Genomic DNA, 17,120 nt, shown 5'->3' with positions numbered 1-17,120 from the left:
GGACGCCGCGCGCCGAGCAGCTCCAGGCGGGCATCACGCCGCCGACGCCATCCACCACCCACCGTGACCACCGCGCCCGCGCGGCCACTGCCGAACGACCCGCCGGCACCCCGGCCGCGCCCCGGGCACCCGGGACCCCGCCGCCGGCCGCGGAGCCGCTCCCGGCTCGGAGCGGCAGGTCAGGAAAGGAGCACCTTGTCCCGCCTCCCGCACCACCGACGCCTCGCCGTCGCCACCAGCCTGCTCGCCACCCTCGCCCTCGGAGCCTGCTCCGGCACCCCGACCAGCAGCCCCGGCGCCACCGGTGCCGGCACGGGGGAGATCGACCCCGACGCCGTCCTGCGGGTCACGGCCTCGTCCCCGTTCCAGAACCTCGACCCGGCCCAGCCGGCCCCCGGCGGTTACCCCTACCTCACGCTGATCTACGACCGGCTCACCATGGTCGACTCCAGGGACGGGATCGTCCCCGGCCTGGCGACCTCGTGGACCTACGCCAAGGACGGCTCCCACCTCGAACTCGCCCTACGCGACGACGTCACCTTCCACGACGGGACGCCCTTCGACGCGACCGCCGTCAAGGTCAACATCGAGCGCGGCCAGACGCTGCCGACGAGCACCATCAAGCAGGACCTCGCCGCCGTCACCGGCGTCACCGTCGTCGACGCGCACACCGTGCGCCTCAACCTCACGCCGGGCACCGGCGCGGTGCTCCCCTCGGCCCTGGCCACCGCCGCCGGCATGATGGTCTCGCCCAAGGCGATCGCCGACGGCGTCGACCTCAAGCGCGCCCCCGGCAACGCCGGCTCGGGCCCGTACGTCGCCACCGAGTTCGTGCCCAACGAAAAGTACGTCGTCAAGCGCGCCGAAGGCGCCTACTGGGACCCGAACGCGGGGCGCCTCGCCGGGATGGAGATCACCCGCGTCCCCGAGGGCGCCACCCGACTCAACGGCGTCGTCAGCGGTCAGACCGACCTCAGCTTCGTCTCCTCGGCCAACGAGGTCGTCCAGGCCCGCCAGCTCGGCGAGGCCGGTCAGCTCAAGGTCACCACCCGCCCGTTCCGCAACGTCCTCGGCATCCTGCTGCGCGCCGACATGGGCGACCTCAAGGACAAGCGGGTCCGTGAGGCCATCGCACGCTCGGTCGACCCGGCCGCCATCCGCGCCCTCTTCGCCGACACCTGCACGCCCACCCGCAGCATCTATCCGGACAGCCCGTGGGCGGACCCGGCGGCGACCTACCCGTACGAGTTCGACCTCGCCAAGGCCAAGGCGCTGATCGCCGAGGCCGGCGGGGCCAAGGTGTCGATCACCTTCTCCGCCGGCACCAACACCGAGCAGCCCGCCACCGCCATCCAGGCCGCCATGGCCCAGGCCGGCATCGACGCGAAGCTCAACCCGACGCCGAACTCCGAGACCGAGGCCCGCTTCATCGCCGGCGACTTCGAACTCGAGGTGTCCAACACCTTCAACCCGCGCCTCGACCCGGCGGGCACGGTGGACAACTACCTCACCGGCAACTACAAGCTCGCCACCGACCCCGGGACCATCGCCCCGATCGCGGCCAGGGCCGCCGACCCCCGCTCCAGCGTGGGGGAGCGCGCCACGCAGTACCACCAACTGTGGGAGCGGCTGTTCACCGAGGCGTGGTTCATCCCGCTCTGCAACCTCACCAGCGCCACCATCGCCTCCCCGAAGGTCGTCGGGGCCGAGCAGCTGCCGTGGACCAACCTCGGCCTGTTCGACCTGCGCACCGTCGCGATGACGAAGGGCTGAGCGCCAGCTCCCCACCCGCCGGCCGGCCGGTCGCCCACCCGACCGGCCGGCCCGAAGAAAGGCAGCCAGAGCCAGTGACCCGTCCCACCGCCGCCACCCCCCTCCTGCCCGCCCTGTCCCGCCTGCTCGACGAACAGCCGAACCTCGCCCTCACCCTCGCCGGCACCCCGTTCACCGTGGCTGAGCTCGATGCCGCGTCGCGTCGCCTCGCCGGGTTCCTCGCCGACCGCGTCGCTCCCGGCGACCGGGTCGTCGTCCTCGCCCGCAACGGCCGTCTGGCCCTGCTCGCCTGGTGGGCGACGACGCTCTGCGGCGGTTTCGTCGTCCCGCTCAACACGAGCAACCGCGGCCCCGTACTGGCCCACCAGGTGCTCGACGCCGACCCGGTCGCGATGATCGTCGAGGACGAGTTCGTGCCCGTCCTCGACGACGCCCTCGTCGGCACGGGGCTACGGGCGCCGGTCCTCGTCGGCGCTCCCGTGGCCGGCCGGCCCTCCTCGGGCCCGGTGCCCGCCTGGGCCACCGAGGTCGTCGACTTCGACACCGCCGTCGCCGAGGGCTCGGCGGTGACGACCACCCCGGACCTCGACGCGTACGCCACCAGCCACCTCATCTACACGGCCGGCACGACCGGACCGTCCAAGGCGTGCCTGGTCAGCCACGGCTACGTGGCGAACATGGCCCGCCAGATGCGCGAGAACCTCGAGCGCCACTCCGGTGACGTCCTCTGGTCGGCGATGCCGCTGTTCCACATGGCCGCCGTCGGGCACGTCATGGGCTCGCTCCAGATCGGCTCGGCCATGGACGTCGCGCGGCGCTTCTCGGTCAGTGGCTTCTGGGGCGAGATCCTGCGCTCCCGCGCGACGATGGCCGCGCTCATGGGCTCGATGCTGCCGATGATCGCCGGCGCCCCCGAGTCCGAGGCCGCCCGCAAGGCCTTCGGCCAGCTGCGCGTCGTGTCCGGCTCGCCGGTCACCGCCGACCTCGCCGCCCGTTGGACCGAGCGGTTCGGCGTGGAGCGGGTCGGCTCGGGCGCCTACGGCCTGACCGAGGCCAGCCTGATCACGCTCACCCCGCCCGGGGGTTACCGCGCCGGGGCCGCCGGCAAGATCAACGATTCCTTCGAGGTGCGCATCGTCGACGAGCACGACAACCCGCTGCCCGTCGGCGCGGTCGGCGAGATCGTCGCCCGCCCCACCCGCCCGGCGATCATGTTCAACGGCTACTGGCGCCAGCCGGAGAAGACCCTGGAGGTCTTCCGGGGCCTGTGGTTCCACTGCGGCGACTACGGCCGTCTCGACGAGGACGGCTACCTCTACTTCGTCGACCGCGGCAAGGACTACCTGCGCCGCGGCGGCGAGAACATCTCCAGCTTCGAGATCGAGGGCATCGTCGCGGCCCACCCGGCCGTCGGCGAGGTCGCCGTCCACGCGGTCCCCTCCCCGCTGGCCGAGGACGACCTCAAGGTGACGGTCGTGCCGGCGCCCGGCGCCCGGATCGACCCCGCGGAGCTCTTCGAGTGGCTGCACCCGCGGATTCCGCGGTACGCCGTCCCCTCCCACATCGAGGTCCGCGCCGAGCTGCCCAAGAACGCCGTCGGGCGGGTCCTCAAGCGGGTCCTGCGCGAGGAGGGCGTGACCCCGCGGACGTGGAGCACGGACCCCCGCGCCGTGACCGGCCCGGTCCCGGCCGGCGCCGGGGAGCAGGCGTGAGTGCCGCCCCCGGCCCGGTCACCGGCCCGCGGTCCGAGGGGCCGCTGGCCGGCCTGCGCCTGGTCGAACTCGGTGGGCAGGGGCCGGTGCCGTTCGCGACGATGATGCTCGCCGACCTCGGTGCGCAGGTCGTGCGGGTGGACCCGCCCGGCGAGCCCGACCGGCGGGAGCGCGCGCAGGTCAACGCGATCGACCGCGGCCGTACGACCGTCACGCTCGACCTGAAGTCGGAGGCCGACCGGCGGCTCGTGCACCGGCTGCTCGCCGACGCGGACGTGCTGCTCGACCCGTTCCGTCCCGGGGTGCTCGAACGTCTCGGCCTGGACCCGGCCGAACTCACCGAGCGGTACCCGCGCCTCGTCGTGGCGCGGATGACCGGCTGGGGCCAGGACGGCCCGCTCGCCTCGGCCGCCGGGCACGACCTCAACTACATCGCCGTCTCCGGCGTGCTCGACACGATCGGCCTGCCCGAGCAGGGCCCCGTCGTGCCGCCGATGTACCTGGCCGACTTCGCCGGCGGCGGCATGGTGCTGGCCTTCGGCGTTCTGGCCGCCCTGCACGAGCGCGTCTCCTCCGGGCGTGGGCAGGTCGTGGACTCCTCGATGCTCGAGGGCAGCGGGCTGCTCACCGTCGTCATCCGCTCGATGCTCGGGCGGGGCGCCTGGAACCTCACCCGGGGGACGAACTACCTCGACGGCGGGGCGCACTTCTACCGGGTGTACCGCACCGCCGACGACAGGTTCATGTCCGTCGCGGCCATCGAGGCGAAGTTCTACCGCACGTTCCTGCTCACCCTCGGCCTCGATCCCGAGGACGGGCCGGGGCAGTTCGACGAGTCGGGGTGGGCCGGCTGGGCCGGGCGGATCGCGCAGGTCTTCGCCGGACGCACCCGGCAGGAGTGGACCGGCGTCTTCGGGAGCGTCGACGCGTGCGTACACCCGGTGCTGGACGTCGCCGAGTCGGCCGGGCACCCGCAGGTGCGGGCCCGGCGCGCCGTCGTCGAGGTCGAGGGGGTCGCCCAGCCGGCCCCGGTGCCCCGCTTCTCGCGGACGCCCGCCGGGATCCCGCGGGCCCCGCGCCGCCGTGGTGAGGACACCGACCGGGTGCGCTCGGCGCTCGCCGGGGCCAGCCCGTGGGAAGCCCTGTCCAGGCCTTGACCTGCGTCACACCCCACCTTACGATCTCGACCAAGCGCTTGCTTGTTGCCGCTGGTCCGCATTCGACGACGAACGAGACGGAGCGACGTCAATGACGACTCAGACTTCGGTGGCCCGGACCTCGGGGCCCGCCGTCTTCGGCGACATCGTGCGCGGGCGCACGGGTGACGACCACCCGGGCCTCCTCTTCGAGGGCCGCACCATCACGTGGGGCCAGGTCGTGCAGGAAGCCGCCGACCGGGCCGCCGCCCTGGCCGAGGTGCCCCGGCCCGAAGGCAGGCCGCTGCACCTGGGGGTGCTTCTGGAGAACACCCCCGACCACGTGTACTGGATCTGCGCGGCGGCGTTGTCCGGCGCCACCGTCGTCGGGATCAACCCGACCCGACGCGGCGCCGAGCTGGCCCACGACGTGCGGCACACCGACTGCGACGTGCTCATCACCGAGGACCGCCTCGCCGGCCTCGTCAACGGGCTCGACCTGGGCATCCCCGCCGAGCAGGTGCGCAACACCGACTCCCCGGAGTACGCCGCCTGGCTGGCCCGGCACGCCGGCGCGCCGGTGCCCGTCGACGCGGTCGACCCCGGCGCCAACCTGCTGCTCCTGTTCTCCTCGGGCTCGACCGGGGCCCCGAAGGCGGTCATCTGCTCGCACGGGCGCCTCGCCGCGGTCTCCGAGGCGCTGCTGGCCCGCACCGAGCTGACCCGCGACTCGGTCAGCTACCTGTCGATGCCGCTGTTCCACGGCAACGCCGTCATGCTCAACCTCGGGCCCGCCATGGTCTGCGGCGCGACGATCTGCATGGTCCGCAAGTTCTCCGCGTCCGGCTTCGTACGCGACGTGCACGAGCACGGCGTCACCTACTTCAACTACGTCGGCCGGGCCCTCGCCTACGTCCTGGCCCAGCCGGTCGACCCGCGCGACGCGACGAGCACCCTGCGTCGCGCCGTCGGCACCGAGGCCTCGGCCACCGACATCGCCCGCTTCACCCAGCGCTTCGGCGCCGTCATCTCCGAGGGCTACGGCTCCAGCGAGGGCGTCATGCGGATCAACCGCACCCCGGGGACCCCCGACGAGGCGCTCGGCGTGGCCGTCGCGGGCGCCGAGATCAAGGTCATGAACGAGGCCACCGGCCTGGAGTGCCCGCCGGCCAGGCTCGACGGGACCGGACGGCTCGTCAACGCCGAGGAGGCCATCGGCCAGCTCGTCGGAGTCGGCATGGCTGCCCGGTTCGAGGGCTACTACAAGAACCCCGAGGCCGCCGCCGAGCGGATCCGCGGCGAGGACTTCTGGTCCGGGGACCTGGCGTACCGCGACGCCGACGGCTACTTCTACTTCGCCGGCCGCTCCTCGGACTGGATCCGCGTCGACAGCGAGAACTTCGCCGCCGGACCGGCCGAGCGGATCATCGAGCGCTGGGACCGGGTGGCGGTCGCCCCCGTCTTCGCCGTGCCCGACCCGCGCACCGGCGACCAGGTCATGTGCGCGCTCCAACTGCGCAACGGCGCCAGCTTCGACCCCGAGGCGTTCACCGCCTTCCTCGACGCGCAGGCCGACCTCGGCACCAAGTGGCGGCCCCGCTTCGTGCGGATCGTCACCGAGATCCCCACCACGGGCAACAGCAAGGTCGCCAAGCAGGTCCTGCGCCGTGCCGCCTGGGTCACGACCGATCCCGTCTACGTCCGCGACGGCGCGTCCACCGCGTACCGCCCGCTCACGGCGGCGGACGTCCAGGACCTCGAGAAACAGTTCGCCGACAACGGGCGCACCGCGCTCCTGCCGGCCACCTGACCCGCCGGCCCGCCCGGCACGCCGACGGGCGCCCCACGCCCCGAGAAGAGGACATCCATGTACCTGGAGTACACCCCGGAGCATCGAGAGCTGAGCCGGGAGCTGCGCGCCTACTTCGCGCGCCTGCTCACGCCCGAGGTCCGCGAGGCGCTGGGCGGCACCAACGAGGACCGGCCGGCCTATCGCGAGATCATCCGTCAGATCGGCAGGGACGGCCTGCTCGGGCTCGGTTGGCCCAAGGAGTACGGCGGCCAGGGCCGCCCGGCGCTCGACCAGTACATCCTCTTCGACGAGATCAACCGCGCCCAGGCGCCGTTCCCCTTCGTCACCATCAACAACATCGGCCCGATGCTCATGCGCTACGGCACCGAGGAGCAGAAGCGCACCTACCTGCCGGGCATGCTCACCGGCGACGTCATCTTCTCCATCGGCTACAGCGAGCCGGGCTCCGGCACCGACCTCGCCTCGCTGAAGGCCAGGGCCGAGGCCACGCCCGAGGGGGGTTGGGTCGTCAACGGCCAGAAGGTCTTCACCAGCGGCGTCAGCCAGGCCGACTTCGTCTGGATGGCCGTGCGCACCGACCCCGCCGCCCCGAAGCACAAGGGCATCACCATCCTCATCGTGCCGACCTCGGACCCCGGCTTCAGCTGCACGCCGATCGCCACCAGCGGCATCACCCACACCAACGCCTCCTACTACGAGGACGTACGCGTCGGTCCCGAGGCCCTCGTCGGCGAGGTGAACGGCGGCTGGCGCCTCATCACCGGCCAGCTCGGTCACGAGCGGGTGGGGCTGGCCGCCATGGGCGGGCGTACCGAGCAGCTGTGGACCGACGTCGCCGCGTGGGCCGCCGAGCCCGACGCCGACGGCGTCCGCGTACTCGACAAGCCGTGGGTGCGCACGGAGCTGGCCCGCGACTACGCCGAGCTGACCGCGATGCGCCTGCTCAACTGGAAGATCGCCGTCGTCGGGGAAGGCCAGAACCCGGCCCCCGCCGCCGCGTCCGTCGCCAAGGTCTACGGCACGGAGACCCACGACCGGGTCTGCCGCAACCTCGTCTCCGTCGTCGGGCCCCGCGCGACCCGGCGACCCGGCGCCCCGGACGCCGTCCTCGGCGGACAGCTCGAGGCCTACACCCGCGGCTCCTACATCAACACCTTCGGCGGCGGCACCAACGAGGTGCTGCGCGACATGATCGCGGTCGCCGGCCTCGGCATGCCGAGGAAGGGACGGTCCGCATGAGCACCACGACGCGGACCCCGGCCGCCGCCACCGACGAGGACGCCTTCCTCGCCCGCCTGCGCGAGTTCGTCGGCCTCGAGGCCACGCCCACCCGCCATGCCCAGGACGCCGTCAACCAGGCGATGATCCGCCACTTCGTCGAGGCGATGGGCGACGAGAACCCCGTCTACGTCGACGAGCGGGCCGCCCGCGACACCGGCCGCGAGGGTGTCGTCGCGCCGCCGCCGATGCTGTCCACCTGGCTCATGGTCGGCTACCGGGCCCACACGGCCGCCGCCGCGGGCGCCACGGCGGACACCCCCATGGCCCAGCTGCTCGCGCTCCTCGCCGAGGCCGGCTTCGTCGGGGTCGTCGCGACCAACGACGAGCACGAGTACGTGCGCGAGCTGCGCCTGGGCGACGAGATCAAGATGACGACGGTCATCGAGGACGTCTCGCCGCGCAAGACCACGGGCCTGGGCACCGGCCACTTCATCACGACGCTGCGCACCTACACCGACCAGGACGACGAGGTCGTGGCCCGCCAGCGCTTCCGCATCCTGCGCTTCGACCCGTCCCGCGCCAGGCCCCCGGCACCGGCCGCCGCCGACCCGGCGCTGCGGCACAAGCCGTTCGTCCTGCGCGACAACGCCTTCTGGTTCGAGGCCGCCGCACAGCGTCGCCTCGTCATCCAGGCCTGCACCGACTGCGGCACGCTGCGCCACCCGCCCGGCCCGATCTGCCCCTCCTGCCACTCGTACGCGTGGCACGAGGTCGAGGCGAGCGGACGCGGCACGGTGCACAGCTACGTCGTCAGCCACCACCCGAAGGCGCCCGGGTACGACTACCCGCTCACCGTCGTGCTCGTCGACCTCGAGGAGGGCACGCGTCTCGTCGCCGACTTCGTCGGGGAGGCCGACGAGGTCGAGATCGGCATGCCCGTGCAGGTCGACTGGCTCGACTACGACGAGAACGTCACCCTGCCGCGTTTCCGGGCCGCGACCTCCGCATCGGAGCCCGCCGGAGAGGAGAACTGATGGACTTCCAGCTCGCCGAGGACCAGGTCACGGTCAACGACCTGGCGCGCGACGTCTTCTCGCGCAACGGCGACCCGCAGCGCCTCTTCGACGTCGAGGCCGGGCCGGACCGCTTCGACCGCGTCCTGTACCGCGACCTGGCCGGGTCCGGCGTCCTCGGGCTGCTCGTGCCCGAGGAACACGGCGGCGCCGGGCTGGGCCTGTGGGAGGTCGCCGGGGTCTTCGTCGAGCAGGGCCGCACGCTGGGCACCGTCCCGCTGTGGGAGACCCTCGTCGGCGGCGTCCTGCCGCTGGTGCGCTACGGCGACGCCAAGCAGCAGGCCGAGTGGCTGCCCCGCGTGGCCGCCGGGGACGCGGTCCTCACCGTGGCCGTCGACGACCTGGCCGACGCCCGGCCGTACGGCGCCCGCGTCCGCGCGCGGTCCGGCACCGGGCTCGGCGGTGCGGGGGTCACCCTGAGCGGCACCGCCGTCGGCGTCCGTTCGGCGCACCTCGCCGACGCGATCGTCGTCCCGGCCACCGACGAGGAGGGCACGGTCGGGCTCTACCTCGTGCCGACCACCGGCGGAGGGGTGCGCCGCGACACCTTCGAGCGCACCGACCGGGGGCTCGCCTCGGACGTGCACCTCGACGGCGCCGCCGCGGAGCCGCTCGCCGAGGGCCCGGGGGAGGACCGGATCGACTGGCTGCTGCGCCAGGTCTGGATCGCCGTGGCCGCCCTGCAGAGCGGCGTCAGCCAGGCCGCCGTGCGCCAGGCCGCCGACTACACCTCGGGGCGCGAGCAGTTCGGTGTGCCGATCGCGACCTTCCAGGCCGTCGCCCACCAGATCGCCGACTGCCACATCGACACCGAGGCGATGGAGGTCACCTACCTCAACGCGCTCTGGCGCGAGACGGCCGACCGGCCGCCCCGCGCGGCCGTACACGTCGCGAAGTACTGGGCCGCCGAGGCGGGCGACCGCGTCGCGCGCACCGTGCAGCACGTGCACGGCGGCATCGGCGCCGACGTCACCTACCCGATCCACCGCTACATGCTCTGGACCACCCAGCTGGCCAACACCGCCGGCTCGGGAGCCTGGCACCTGCAGCAGCTCGCGGACCTCGTTGACGCGGGGGAGCAGCTGTGAGCGGCACGCAGATCACCATCGCGCAGGTGAGCGTCGGCGACACGCTGCCGGAGCTCGAGATCCCGCTGACCCGGACCCTCATCGTCGCCGGCGCCCTCGCGACCCGCGACTACGAGGACGTGCACCACGACCCGGCCCAGGCCGAACGTCGCGGCACCCCCGACACCTACATGAGCATCAACAACACCAACGGGCTCGTCGGCCGCTACGTCACCGACTGGGCCGGCCCCGCCGCGCGCATGGTGCGCCTGAGCACCCGCCTCGGGGTGCCGAACTTCCCGGGTGACGTGATGCGGCTGACCGGAGAGGTCGTCGGCGTCGAGGAGGACACCGTGCGCGTCGCGGTGCGTGGCATGAACAGCAAGGGCGCGCACGCCGTCTCCGAGGTGACCGTGCGCCTGCCCCGCGGAACGGAGCAGTGACGTGACGTCCAACTTCCTGTCGGGGCGTACCGCGATCGTCGGCATCGGCGCGACGGAGTTCTCCAAGGACTCCGGCCGCAGCGAGCTGCAGTTGGCCGTCGAGGCCGTATCGGCCGCCCTGGCCGACGCGGGCCTGAGCCCCGCCGACGTCGACGGCATGACGACCTTCACCATGGAGACCAACCCGGAGAACATGGTCGCCCGCAGCCTGGGCATCCCCGAGCTGAAGTTCTTCTCCCGGATCCCCTACGGCGGTGGCGGCGCCTGTGCCCCCGTCCAGCAGGCCGCCATGGCCGTCGCGAGCGGCGTCGCCGACGTCGTCGTGGCCTACCGCGCCTTCAACGAGCGCTCCGGCGTCCGCTTCGGGCAGGGGCCGCCGCCGGCGAAGACCCAGGCCACCTCGGACAACGAGTACCGCTCCTGGGTCAACCCGTACGGCCTGCTCACCCCGGCCCAGCACACCGCGATGTTCGCCCGTCGCTACATGCACGAGTACGGCGCGACCAGCGAGGACTACGGCCGGGTCGCCGTGCTCGCCCGCAAGCACGCCGCGAACAACCCCAGGGCGTGGTTCCACGGCAAGCCGCTCACCCTTGAGGAGCACCAGGCCTCCCGCTGGATCGCCGAGCCGCTGCACCTGTTCGACTGCTGCCAGGAGACCGACGGCGGCCAGGCGATGGTCGTCGTCAGCGCCGAGCGCGCCAAGGACCTGCCCGCCACCCCGGCCTACATCGTCGGCGCGGCCCAGGGTCTGGGGCCGGACCAGTACCAGATGGTCAGCTACTACCGCGAGGACCTGACCCGGATCCCCGAGGTCGAGCTCTGCGCCCGACAGTTGTGGGCCCAGTCGGGCCTCGGACCCGCCGACATGGACGCGGCGATCCTCTACGACCACTTCACCCCGTACGTGCTCCACCAGCTAGAGGAGTACGGCTTCTGCGGTCGCGGTGAGGCCAGGCACTTCATCGCCGACGGCAACCTCGAGGTCACCGGGTCGCTGCCGACCAACACCCACGGTGGCCAGATCGGTGAGGCCTACCTGCACGGCACGAACGGCGTCGCGGAGGGCGTCCGCCTCGTCCGGGGGACCTCGACCAACCAGCCCGACGGCGTACGCAACGTCCTCGTGACGGCCGGCGTCGGGGTCCCGACCAGCGCACTGATCCTCTCCGCGGAGGGCTGACCCGCGGGCGGCCGGCACCCACACACCCCGAAGACATCGCATCGACCCACCGATCCCACCGATCCCGCCGGGCAGCCGTCGGGGGACAACACCACCTCTCGATCGGCCGGAGCGATTCGGCTCGTGTTTGGAAGGATGAGAATGGGCGTCAAGAACAAGACCAGGCGACGCGTGGTCGCGCTGATCGCCATCGGGGCCCTCGCCGTGGCCGGCTGCAGCTCACCGGAGAGCTCCGGCACCAACGGCGCTGGCCAGGGCGAGATCGACACCTCGGCCGTGCTCAAGTTCGCGTCGGCGGGTCCGCTGCGCGACCTCGACCCGGCCGCCCAGACGAGCTACGGCGCCTGGGGCTACCTGTTCCTCGTCTGGGACCGGCTGACCATGCTCGACAAGGACGACAAGATCGTCCCGGGCCTGGCCAAGGAGTGGAACTTCGTCGAGGACGGCAGCGTCCTCGAGCTCAAGCTGCGTGACGACGTGAAGTTCCACGACGGCACGGCGTTCGACGCCGAGGCCGTCAAGGTCAACATCGAGCGCGGCAAGACCCTCGCGACCTCGACCCTCAAGGGCGACCTCGCCGACATCGAGTCGGTCGAGGTCGTCGACAAGACGACCGTGCGCCTCAAGCTGGTCAAGGGCAAGGGCGTCCAGCTTCCCGCGTCCTTCACCGGCACGGCCGGCATGATGGTCAGCCCGAAGGCCATCACCGACGGCGTCGACATCAAGAACAAGCCCGGCAACGCCGGCTCCGGCCCGTACATCGCCACCGAGCTCGTGCCCCAGGAGAAGCTCGTCCTCAAGCGGGCCGACAGCTACTGGGACCCGAACGTCGGACGCCTCGGCGGCATCGAGCTGCAGCGCGTGCCCGACGCCGCGGCCCGCCTCAACGGTCTGCAGAGCGGCCAGGTCGACCTGGCCCCGCTCAGCTCGGCCGGTGAGATCGCCACGGTCGAGAAGATCGTCACCACGGGCAGCGGCCTGCAGCAGCACCAGGTCAAGTTCAAGAACCTCGTGGGCGTCTACATGCGCGCCAACAAGGGCGCCGTCGCCAAGCCCGAGGTCCGCCAGGCGATCGCCCACGCGGTCGACCCGGCGGCGATCAGCGCACTCTTCAGCGGCTACTGCACGCCGACGCGCCAGCTCGTCGGCGAGACGGACCCGAGCCGCATCCCGAACTACACCTACCCGTACGAGTTCAGCGTCGACAAGGCCAAGGCCCTGGTGCAGCAGGCCGGTGGCGCCAAGGTGTCCATCACCTTCGCCGCGGGCACGAACGCCGAGCAGCCGGCGAACGTGGTGCAGGCGTCGCTGAAGGCCGTCGGCATCGACGCGACGCTCAACCCCGTGCCCAACACCGAGAACGAGCCGCGCTTCATCGCCGGCGACTTCGAGATGATGGTCGCCACGTCGTGGAGCCCGAAGGCCGACCCGGCGGCGACGGTGAACACCTACCTGCTGAACACCTACAAGCTCGCCGCGGACCCCTCGCTCGTCGCGGCCAAGGCAGCCGAGGCCGGCAACCCCGCGTTGTCGATGGACAAGCGCGCCCCGCTGTACCAGGACATCTGGAAGACGACGCTCGAACAGGCCTGGTACGTGCCGCTGTGCAACCAGACCAACGCGACCGTCGCGAAGGAGAACGTCGTCGGCTTCGACAACATCCCGATGTCGAACATCGGCATCTGGGACCTGCGCAACATCGCGGTCAAGAAGTGACCGTCCGCTCCTGACCACCCGGTGGTGTCGCCGCCGGACCCACCCGCTGTGGGGGCCGGCGGCGACACCTCACCGGCCCCGCCCGGCCCCAGGCCGCGCGACCGGCCAGTCCCAGGCACCACGCCCAGAGTCGAGGTAGGACATGCTCCGCTACGCCGGCAGGCGACTACTCGCGGCAATACCCCTGCTGTTCGTCGTCCCGCTGCTCGTGTTCGTCCTGATCGAGTTCGCCCCAGGGGACCCGGCCGCCGTCCTCGCCGGTGACGAACCGACCCCGGAACGCGTCGAGGCGATCCGCGAGGAACTCAACCTCAACGATCCGGTCCTTCTGCGATACCTCATGTGGATCGGCGACGTCGTCCGCGGCGACCTCGGCACGTCCTTCCTCTCGGACCAGACCGTGACCGAGCTGCTGACCCGGCGGATGGCCACGACGATGTCGCTGGTGCTCGTTGCGATGATCTTCGCCGTCGTGCTCGGGACCATCCTGGCGCTCGTGGCCACGCTGCGCTCCGGCGGCATCGTCGACCGGGTCGTCAACTGGTTCGCCTCGATCTCGATCGCCATCCCGGGCTTCTGGTTCGGCCTGGTGCTCGCCTCGGTCTTCGCGGTGGGGCTGCAGATGTTTCCGGCCTTCGGCTACCAACCGCTCTCCGCCGGTTTCTGGCCGTGGCTCTCGCACCTCATCCTGCCGGGCATCGCGCTCGGTCTGCTCCCCGCCGCCGAGGTGACCCTGCAACTGCGCTCGGCGCTCGGGCAGGTCATGAAGACCGACTACATCCTCAACGCCGAGGCCAAGGGGCTGTCGCGCGCCAGCGTCGTGTTCAAGCACTCCCTGAAGAACGCGTGCATCCCCGTCATCACCGTCCTCGGCTTCCGCGTCGCGGAGGTCCTCGCCGGGTCGGTGACCATCGAGATGATCTACAACATGCCGGGTCTCGGGCGCACCGCCGTCGAGGCCGTACAGGGGCGTGACGTGCCGGTGCTGCTCGGCTTCGTCCTCTTCAGCACCACGATCGTCGTGCTCGTCAACCTCATCGTCGACATCTCCTACGGCTACTTCAACCCGAAGGTGCGGTCATGAGCACGAATCGGCCCCCCGCGTCCCCGGTGCCGGGGAGCGAATCACCCGACGTCGGCGTGCCCGGCGACGGCCTCACCGAGACCGTCCTCACCGAGGTGCCCACGGCGGCCACCGGTACGGGTGCCCCGGAGCCGGTCGCCGCCCCCGGCATCCTCGGGAGCATCGTGCGTCGCCCCGCGACGATCGTGGCCGGCGTCTTCCTGCTCGTGCTGACCCTCATCGCGATCTTCGCCCCGGCCCTGGCGCCGTACGACCCCGACGTGCAGGACCTGTTGCAGCGGCTCAAGCCGCCGAATGCCGAACACTGGCTGGGGACCGACGACTACGGCCGGGACGTGCTGAGCCGGCTCATCTTCGGGGCGCGGGTCTCGCTCTGGGCGGCGCTGCAGGCTTCGGCCGTCGCGCTCGTGCTCGGCCTGCCCTTCGGGATGATCGCGGGCTACCGCGGCGGTTGGGTCGACACGATCCTCACCCGCATCATGGACGCGCTGATGAGCGCTCCGTCGCTCGTGCTGGCCATCACCATCGTCGCGGTCCTCGGCTCCGGCATCACCAACGCGATGCTCGCCATCGGCCTGGTCATGGCACCGCGCTTCTTCCGGGTGGCCCGCGCCGGCACGATGGACGTGCGGCACGAGACCTACATCGAGGCCTCGATCGCCCTGGGCTGCAGCACCCTGCGCACGGCGGTGCGGCACGTGCTGCCCAACGTGCTGCCGCCGATCATCCTCGTCATCTCGGTGTCGTTGGGCAGCGCCGTCGCGGCCGAGGCGAGCCTGAGCTTCCTCGGGCTGGGCGTCACGGCCCCCACGGCCAGTTGGGGCTCGATGCTCTCGACGGCTTCCTCGAACATGCGCCTCGCGCCGTACCTCGTCTGGCCGCCCGGCGTGATGATCTTCCTCGCCGTCCTCGCCTTCACCTACGTCGGTGACGGTGTCCGTCGCGCCCTCGTGCGCACCCGGTCGGGCAACTGACCGGCCCGGCCCCCACCAGGAGCTGACATGGCACATGAAACGGCACCCGGCGTGATCGCCGGCACCAGGACCGACGCCGCCACCGGCCCGGCGGCGGACCTGCTGCGCGTGGAGAACCTCACCGTCGAGTTCCCCGCACCCTCCGGTGGGTGGCAGACGACCGTCCAGGACGTCTCGTTCTCCCTCAAGCCGGGAGCGTCGGTGGCTCTCGTCGGCGAGTCCGGGTCGGGCAAGACGGTGACCTCGGTCGCGGTGATGGGTCTGACCGAGGCGACCGGCGGGCGGATCGCCTCGGGCCGGATCGTCTTCGACGGCACGGACCTCACCGCGGGCACCCGGAAGCAGTGGCGGAACCTGCGTGGCCCCGGCATGGGCATGATCTTCCAGCAGCCGATCCGCAGCCTGAACCCGGCCTTTACGGTCGGGGACCAGATCGCGGAGTCGGTGCGCAAGCACCTGGGCATGAACCGCAAACAGGCCCGGGCCCGCGCCGTCGAGATGCTGGAGCTGGTGCAGATCCCGCGGGCGGCGCAGCGGGTCGACGAGTACCCGCACGCGTTCTCCGGCGGCATGTGCCAGCGCGTCATGATCGCGATGGTCATGGCGTGCAACCCGCGCCTGCTCATCGCCGACGAGCCGACGACGGCGCTCGACGTGACGGTGCAGGAGCGGATCCTCGAGCTCTTGCGCGACCTGCAGGAGCAGACCGGCGTGGCGCTGCTGTTCGTCAGCCACGACCTCGCCGTGGTGGCCGAGCTGTGCCAGCAGGTCGTGGTCATGTACGCCGGCGAGGTGGCCGAGAACGCTCCCTCGGAGCAGATCTTCTTCCACCCGCGGCACCCCTACACCTCCGGCCTGATCGGGTCGATCCCGAGGCCGGGTCTGAGCACCGGCCGGCGGCTGCGCTCGATTCCCGGTGGCATCCCGGCCCCGGGTGCCTGGCCGCACGGATGCCGGTTCAGCAGCCGGTGCGAGTTCGTCCAGCCGGGCCGGTGCGACGTGGCCCACCCGGGCCTGGTCCGGGTCGACGGCGCCGCCGGGCACGACGCGCGGTGCGTACGCGTCGCGGAGCTCTCTCTGGATGGAGTGACGGTCTGATGAGCCTGCTCGAGGTCGACGGCCTCACGAAGTCGTTCAGCTCCGGCCGGGACTGGCTCGGCCGGCGTACGAAGTGGTCGCACGCGGTCAAGGGGGTGAGCCTCACCCTGGAGCGCGGTGAGTGCCTCGCGGTCGTCGGTGAGTCCGGCGCGGGCAAGTCGACGGTCGGACGCATGGTGCTGCGCCTCATCGAGCCGGACTCCGGGTCGGTGACCTTCGACGGGATCGACGTGCTGGCCACGAAGCGGATGCGCGAGCTGCGTCAGCGGATGCAGATGATCTTCCAGGACCCGTACAGCTCCCTCGACCCGCGGATGACGATCAAGGACGCGGTCGCCGAGCCGATCCTCGTGCACACCGACAAGGACCGGGTCACGCGTGAGCGGGAGGCCGTCGAGCTGCTCGACAGGGTCGGCATCGGCTCGCGCTACCTGGAGCGCTACCCGGCCGAGCTGTCCGGCGGGCAGCTGCAGCGGGTCGCGATCGCCCGGGCGCTGACGATGAAGCCGAGCCTGATCGTGTGCGACGAGCCGGTCGCGGCGCTGGACGTGTCGGTGCGGGCGCAGGTGCTCAACCTGCTCCGGGACCTGCAGGAGGAGCTGGGTCTGGCGTACCTGTTCGTCTGCCACGACCTGGCTCTCGTCGAGGTCATCGCCGACCGGGTCATGGTGATGGCCTCCGGTGAGGTCGTGGAGACCGACACCACGGAGCGGATCTTCGCCAACCCGCGGCACGAGTACACACAGAAGCTGCTCGCGGCGATCCCCGTGCCGCTGCCGCGCGACACGCAGGGCAACCGGCTCGTCGCGCCGGGAAAGGTGGGCTGA

Annotated in this window: 14 protein-coding genes; all 14 read left to right on the top strand. The window is 71.9% G+C overall.

Annotated elements, in window-relative coordinates; all coding sequences use genetic code 11:
* Nucleotides 1-195 precede the first annotated feature (195 nt).
* The 14 genes from ABZ573_RS14505 to ABZ573_RS14440 all read left to right on the top strand — a co-directional run bounded on the left by ABZ573_RS14505 (nucleotide 196) and on the right by ABZ573_RS14440 (nucleotide 17,120).
* Entirely contained in the window at nucleotides 196-1,773 is a 1,578-nt protein-coding gene (locus tag ABZ573_RS14505) for an ABC transporter substrate-binding protein (protein WP_358118454.1), read from the top strand.
* Between the two features lie 74 nt (nucleotides 1,774-1,847).
* On the top strand, nucleotides 1,848-3,485 hold the full coding sequence (locus ABZ573_RS14500; RefSeq protein WP_358118452.1) for an AMP-binding protein: 1,638 nt from the start codon (nucleotides 1,848-1,850) through the stop codon (nucleotides 3,483-3,485).
* On the top strand, nucleotides 3,482-4,642 hold the full coding sequence (locus ABZ573_RS14495) for a CaiB/BaiF CoA-transferase family protein (RefSeq protein WP_358118450.1): 1,161 nt from the start codon (nucleotides 3,482-3,484) through the stop codon (nucleotides 4,640-4,642). Before ABZ573_RS14500 ends, ABZ573_RS14495 begins: the two co-directional genes overlap by 4 nt.
* A gap of 91 nt (nucleotides 4,643-4,733) precedes the next feature.
* On the top strand, nucleotides 4,734-6,431 hold the full coding sequence (locus ABZ573_RS14490) for an AMP-binding protein (RefSeq protein WP_358118448.1): 1,698 nt from the start codon (nucleotides 4,734-4,736) through the stop codon (nucleotides 6,429-6,431).
* A 57-nt stretch (nucleotides 6,432-6,488) separates the two neighbouring features.
* The gene (locus ABZ573_RS14485) at nucleotides 6,489-7,673 is read left to right on the top strand and encodes an acyl-CoA dehydrogenase family protein (RefSeq protein ID WP_151455111.1); all 1,185 of its coding nucleotides are present in this window, start codon (nucleotides 6,489-6,491) and stop codon (nucleotides 7,671-7,673) included.
* Nucleotides 7,670-8,689 carry a MaoC family dehydratase N-terminal domain-containing protein gene (locus tag ABZ573_RS14480; RefSeq protein ID WP_358118445.1) on the top strand — a complete coding sequence of 340 codons (1,020 nt, stop codon included), beginning with the start codon at nucleotides 7,670-7,672 and terminating at the stop codon, nucleotides 8,687-8,689. Before ABZ573_RS14485 ends, ABZ573_RS14480 begins: the two co-directional genes overlap by 4 nt.
* The gene (locus tag ABZ573_RS14475; RefSeq protein WP_151455109.1) at nucleotides 8,689-9,816 is read left to right on the top strand and encodes an acyl-CoA dehydrogenase family protein; all 1,128 of its coding nucleotides are present in this window, start codon (nucleotides 8,689-8,691) and stop codon (nucleotides 9,814-9,816) included. The genes ABZ573_RS14480 and ABZ573_RS14475 overlap by 1 nt, the downstream gene beginning before the upstream one ends.
* Entirely contained in the window at nucleotides 9,813-10,238 is a 426-nt protein-coding gene (locus ABZ573_RS14470; protein ID WP_225852247.1) for a MaoC/PaaZ C-terminal domain-containing protein, read from the top strand. The genes ABZ573_RS14475 and ABZ573_RS14470 overlap by 4 nt, the downstream gene beginning before the upstream one ends.
* A gap of 1 nt (nucleotide 10,239) precedes the next feature.
* Nucleotides 10,240-11,421: a lipid-transfer protein gene (locus ABZ573_RS14465; protein WP_151455108.1), complete on the top strand. Its 1,182-nt coding sequence runs from the start codon at nucleotides 10,240-10,242 to the stop codon at nucleotides 11,419-11,421.
* A 141-nt stretch (nucleotides 11,422-11,562) separates the two neighbouring features.
* Nucleotides 11,563-13,137 carry an ABC transporter substrate-binding protein gene (locus tag ABZ573_RS14460; RefSeq protein ID WP_151455107.1) on the top strand — a complete coding sequence of 525 codons (1,575 nt, stop codon included), beginning with the start codon at nucleotides 11,563-11,565 and terminating at the stop codon, nucleotides 13,135-13,137.
* A 142-nt stretch (nucleotides 13,138-13,279) separates the two neighbouring features.
* On the top strand, nucleotides 13,280-14,221 hold the full coding sequence (locus ABZ573_RS14455) for an ABC transporter permease (RefSeq protein ID WP_151455106.1): 942 nt from the start codon (nucleotides 13,280-13,282) through the stop codon (nucleotides 14,219-14,221).
* Nucleotides 14,218-15,195, top strand: a complete 978-nt coding sequence (locus tag ABZ573_RS14450; RefSeq protein WP_151455105.1) for an ABC transporter permease — start codon at nucleotides 14,218-14,220, stop codon at nucleotides 15,193-15,195. Before ABZ573_RS14455 ends, ABZ573_RS14450 begins: the two co-directional genes overlap by 4 nt.
* A gap of 27 nt (nucleotides 15,196-15,222) precedes the next feature.
* Nucleotides 15,223-16,293 carry an ABC transporter ATP-binding protein gene (locus tag ABZ573_RS14445; protein WP_327028867.1) on the top strand — a complete coding sequence of 357 codons (1,071 nt, stop codon included), beginning with the start codon at nucleotides 15,223-15,225 and terminating at the stop codon, nucleotides 16,291-16,293.
* Entirely contained in the window at nucleotides 16,293-17,120 is an 828-nt protein-coding gene (locus tag ABZ573_RS14440) for an ATP-binding cassette domain-containing protein (RefSeq protein ID WP_358118441.1), read from the top strand. The genes ABZ573_RS14445 and ABZ573_RS14440 overlap by 1 nt, the downstream gene beginning before the upstream one ends.

It is taken from the genome of Micromonospora sp. NPDC007220, assembly GCF_040634035.1.
Classification (GTDB): Bacteria; Actinomycetota; Actinomycetes; order Mycobacteriales; family Micromonosporaceae; genus Micromonospora; species Micromonospora reichwaldensis.
This window is presented reverse-complemented; position numbering and strand designations above follow the sequence as displayed.

Bases quoted from the DNA above. Each gene is read 5' to 3' on its own strand.
- ABZ573_RS14490 (WP_358118448.1), top strand. From the start codon at position 4,734: ATGACGACTCAGACTTCGGTGGCCCGGACCTCGGGGCCCGCCGTCTTC.
- ABZ573_RS14485 (WP_151455111.1), top strand. From the start codon at position 6,489: ATGTACCTGGAGTACACCCCGGAGCATCGAGAGCTGAGCCGGGAGCTG.
- ABZ573_RS14480 (WP_358118445.1), top strand. From the start codon at position 7,670: ATGAGCACCACGACGCGGACCCCGGCCGCCGCCACCGACGAGGACGCC.
- ABZ573_RS14475 (WP_151455109.1), top strand. From the start codon at position 8,689: ATGGACTTCCAGCTCGCCGAGGACCAGGTCACGGTCAACGACCTGGCG.
- ABZ573_RS14460 (WP_151455107.1), top strand. From the start codon at position 11,563: ATGGGCGTCAAGAACAAGACCAGGCGACGCGTGGTCGCGCTGATCGCC.
- ABZ573_RS14455 (WP_151455106.1), top strand. From the start codon at position 13,280: ATGCTCCGCTACGCCGGCAGGCGACTACTCGCGGCAATACCCCTGCTG.
- ABZ573_RS14450 (WP_151455105.1), top strand. From the start codon at position 14,218: ATGAGCACGAATCGGCCCCCCGCGTCCCCGGTGCCGGGGAGCGAATCA.
- ABZ573_RS14445 (WP_327028867.1), top strand. From the start codon at position 15,223: ATGGCACATGAAACGGCACCCGGCGTGATCGCCGGCACCAGGACCGAC.
- ABZ573_RS14440 (WP_358118441.1), top strand. From the start codon at position 16,293: ATGAGCCTGCTCGAGGTCGACGGCCTCACGAAGTCGTTCAGCTCCGGC.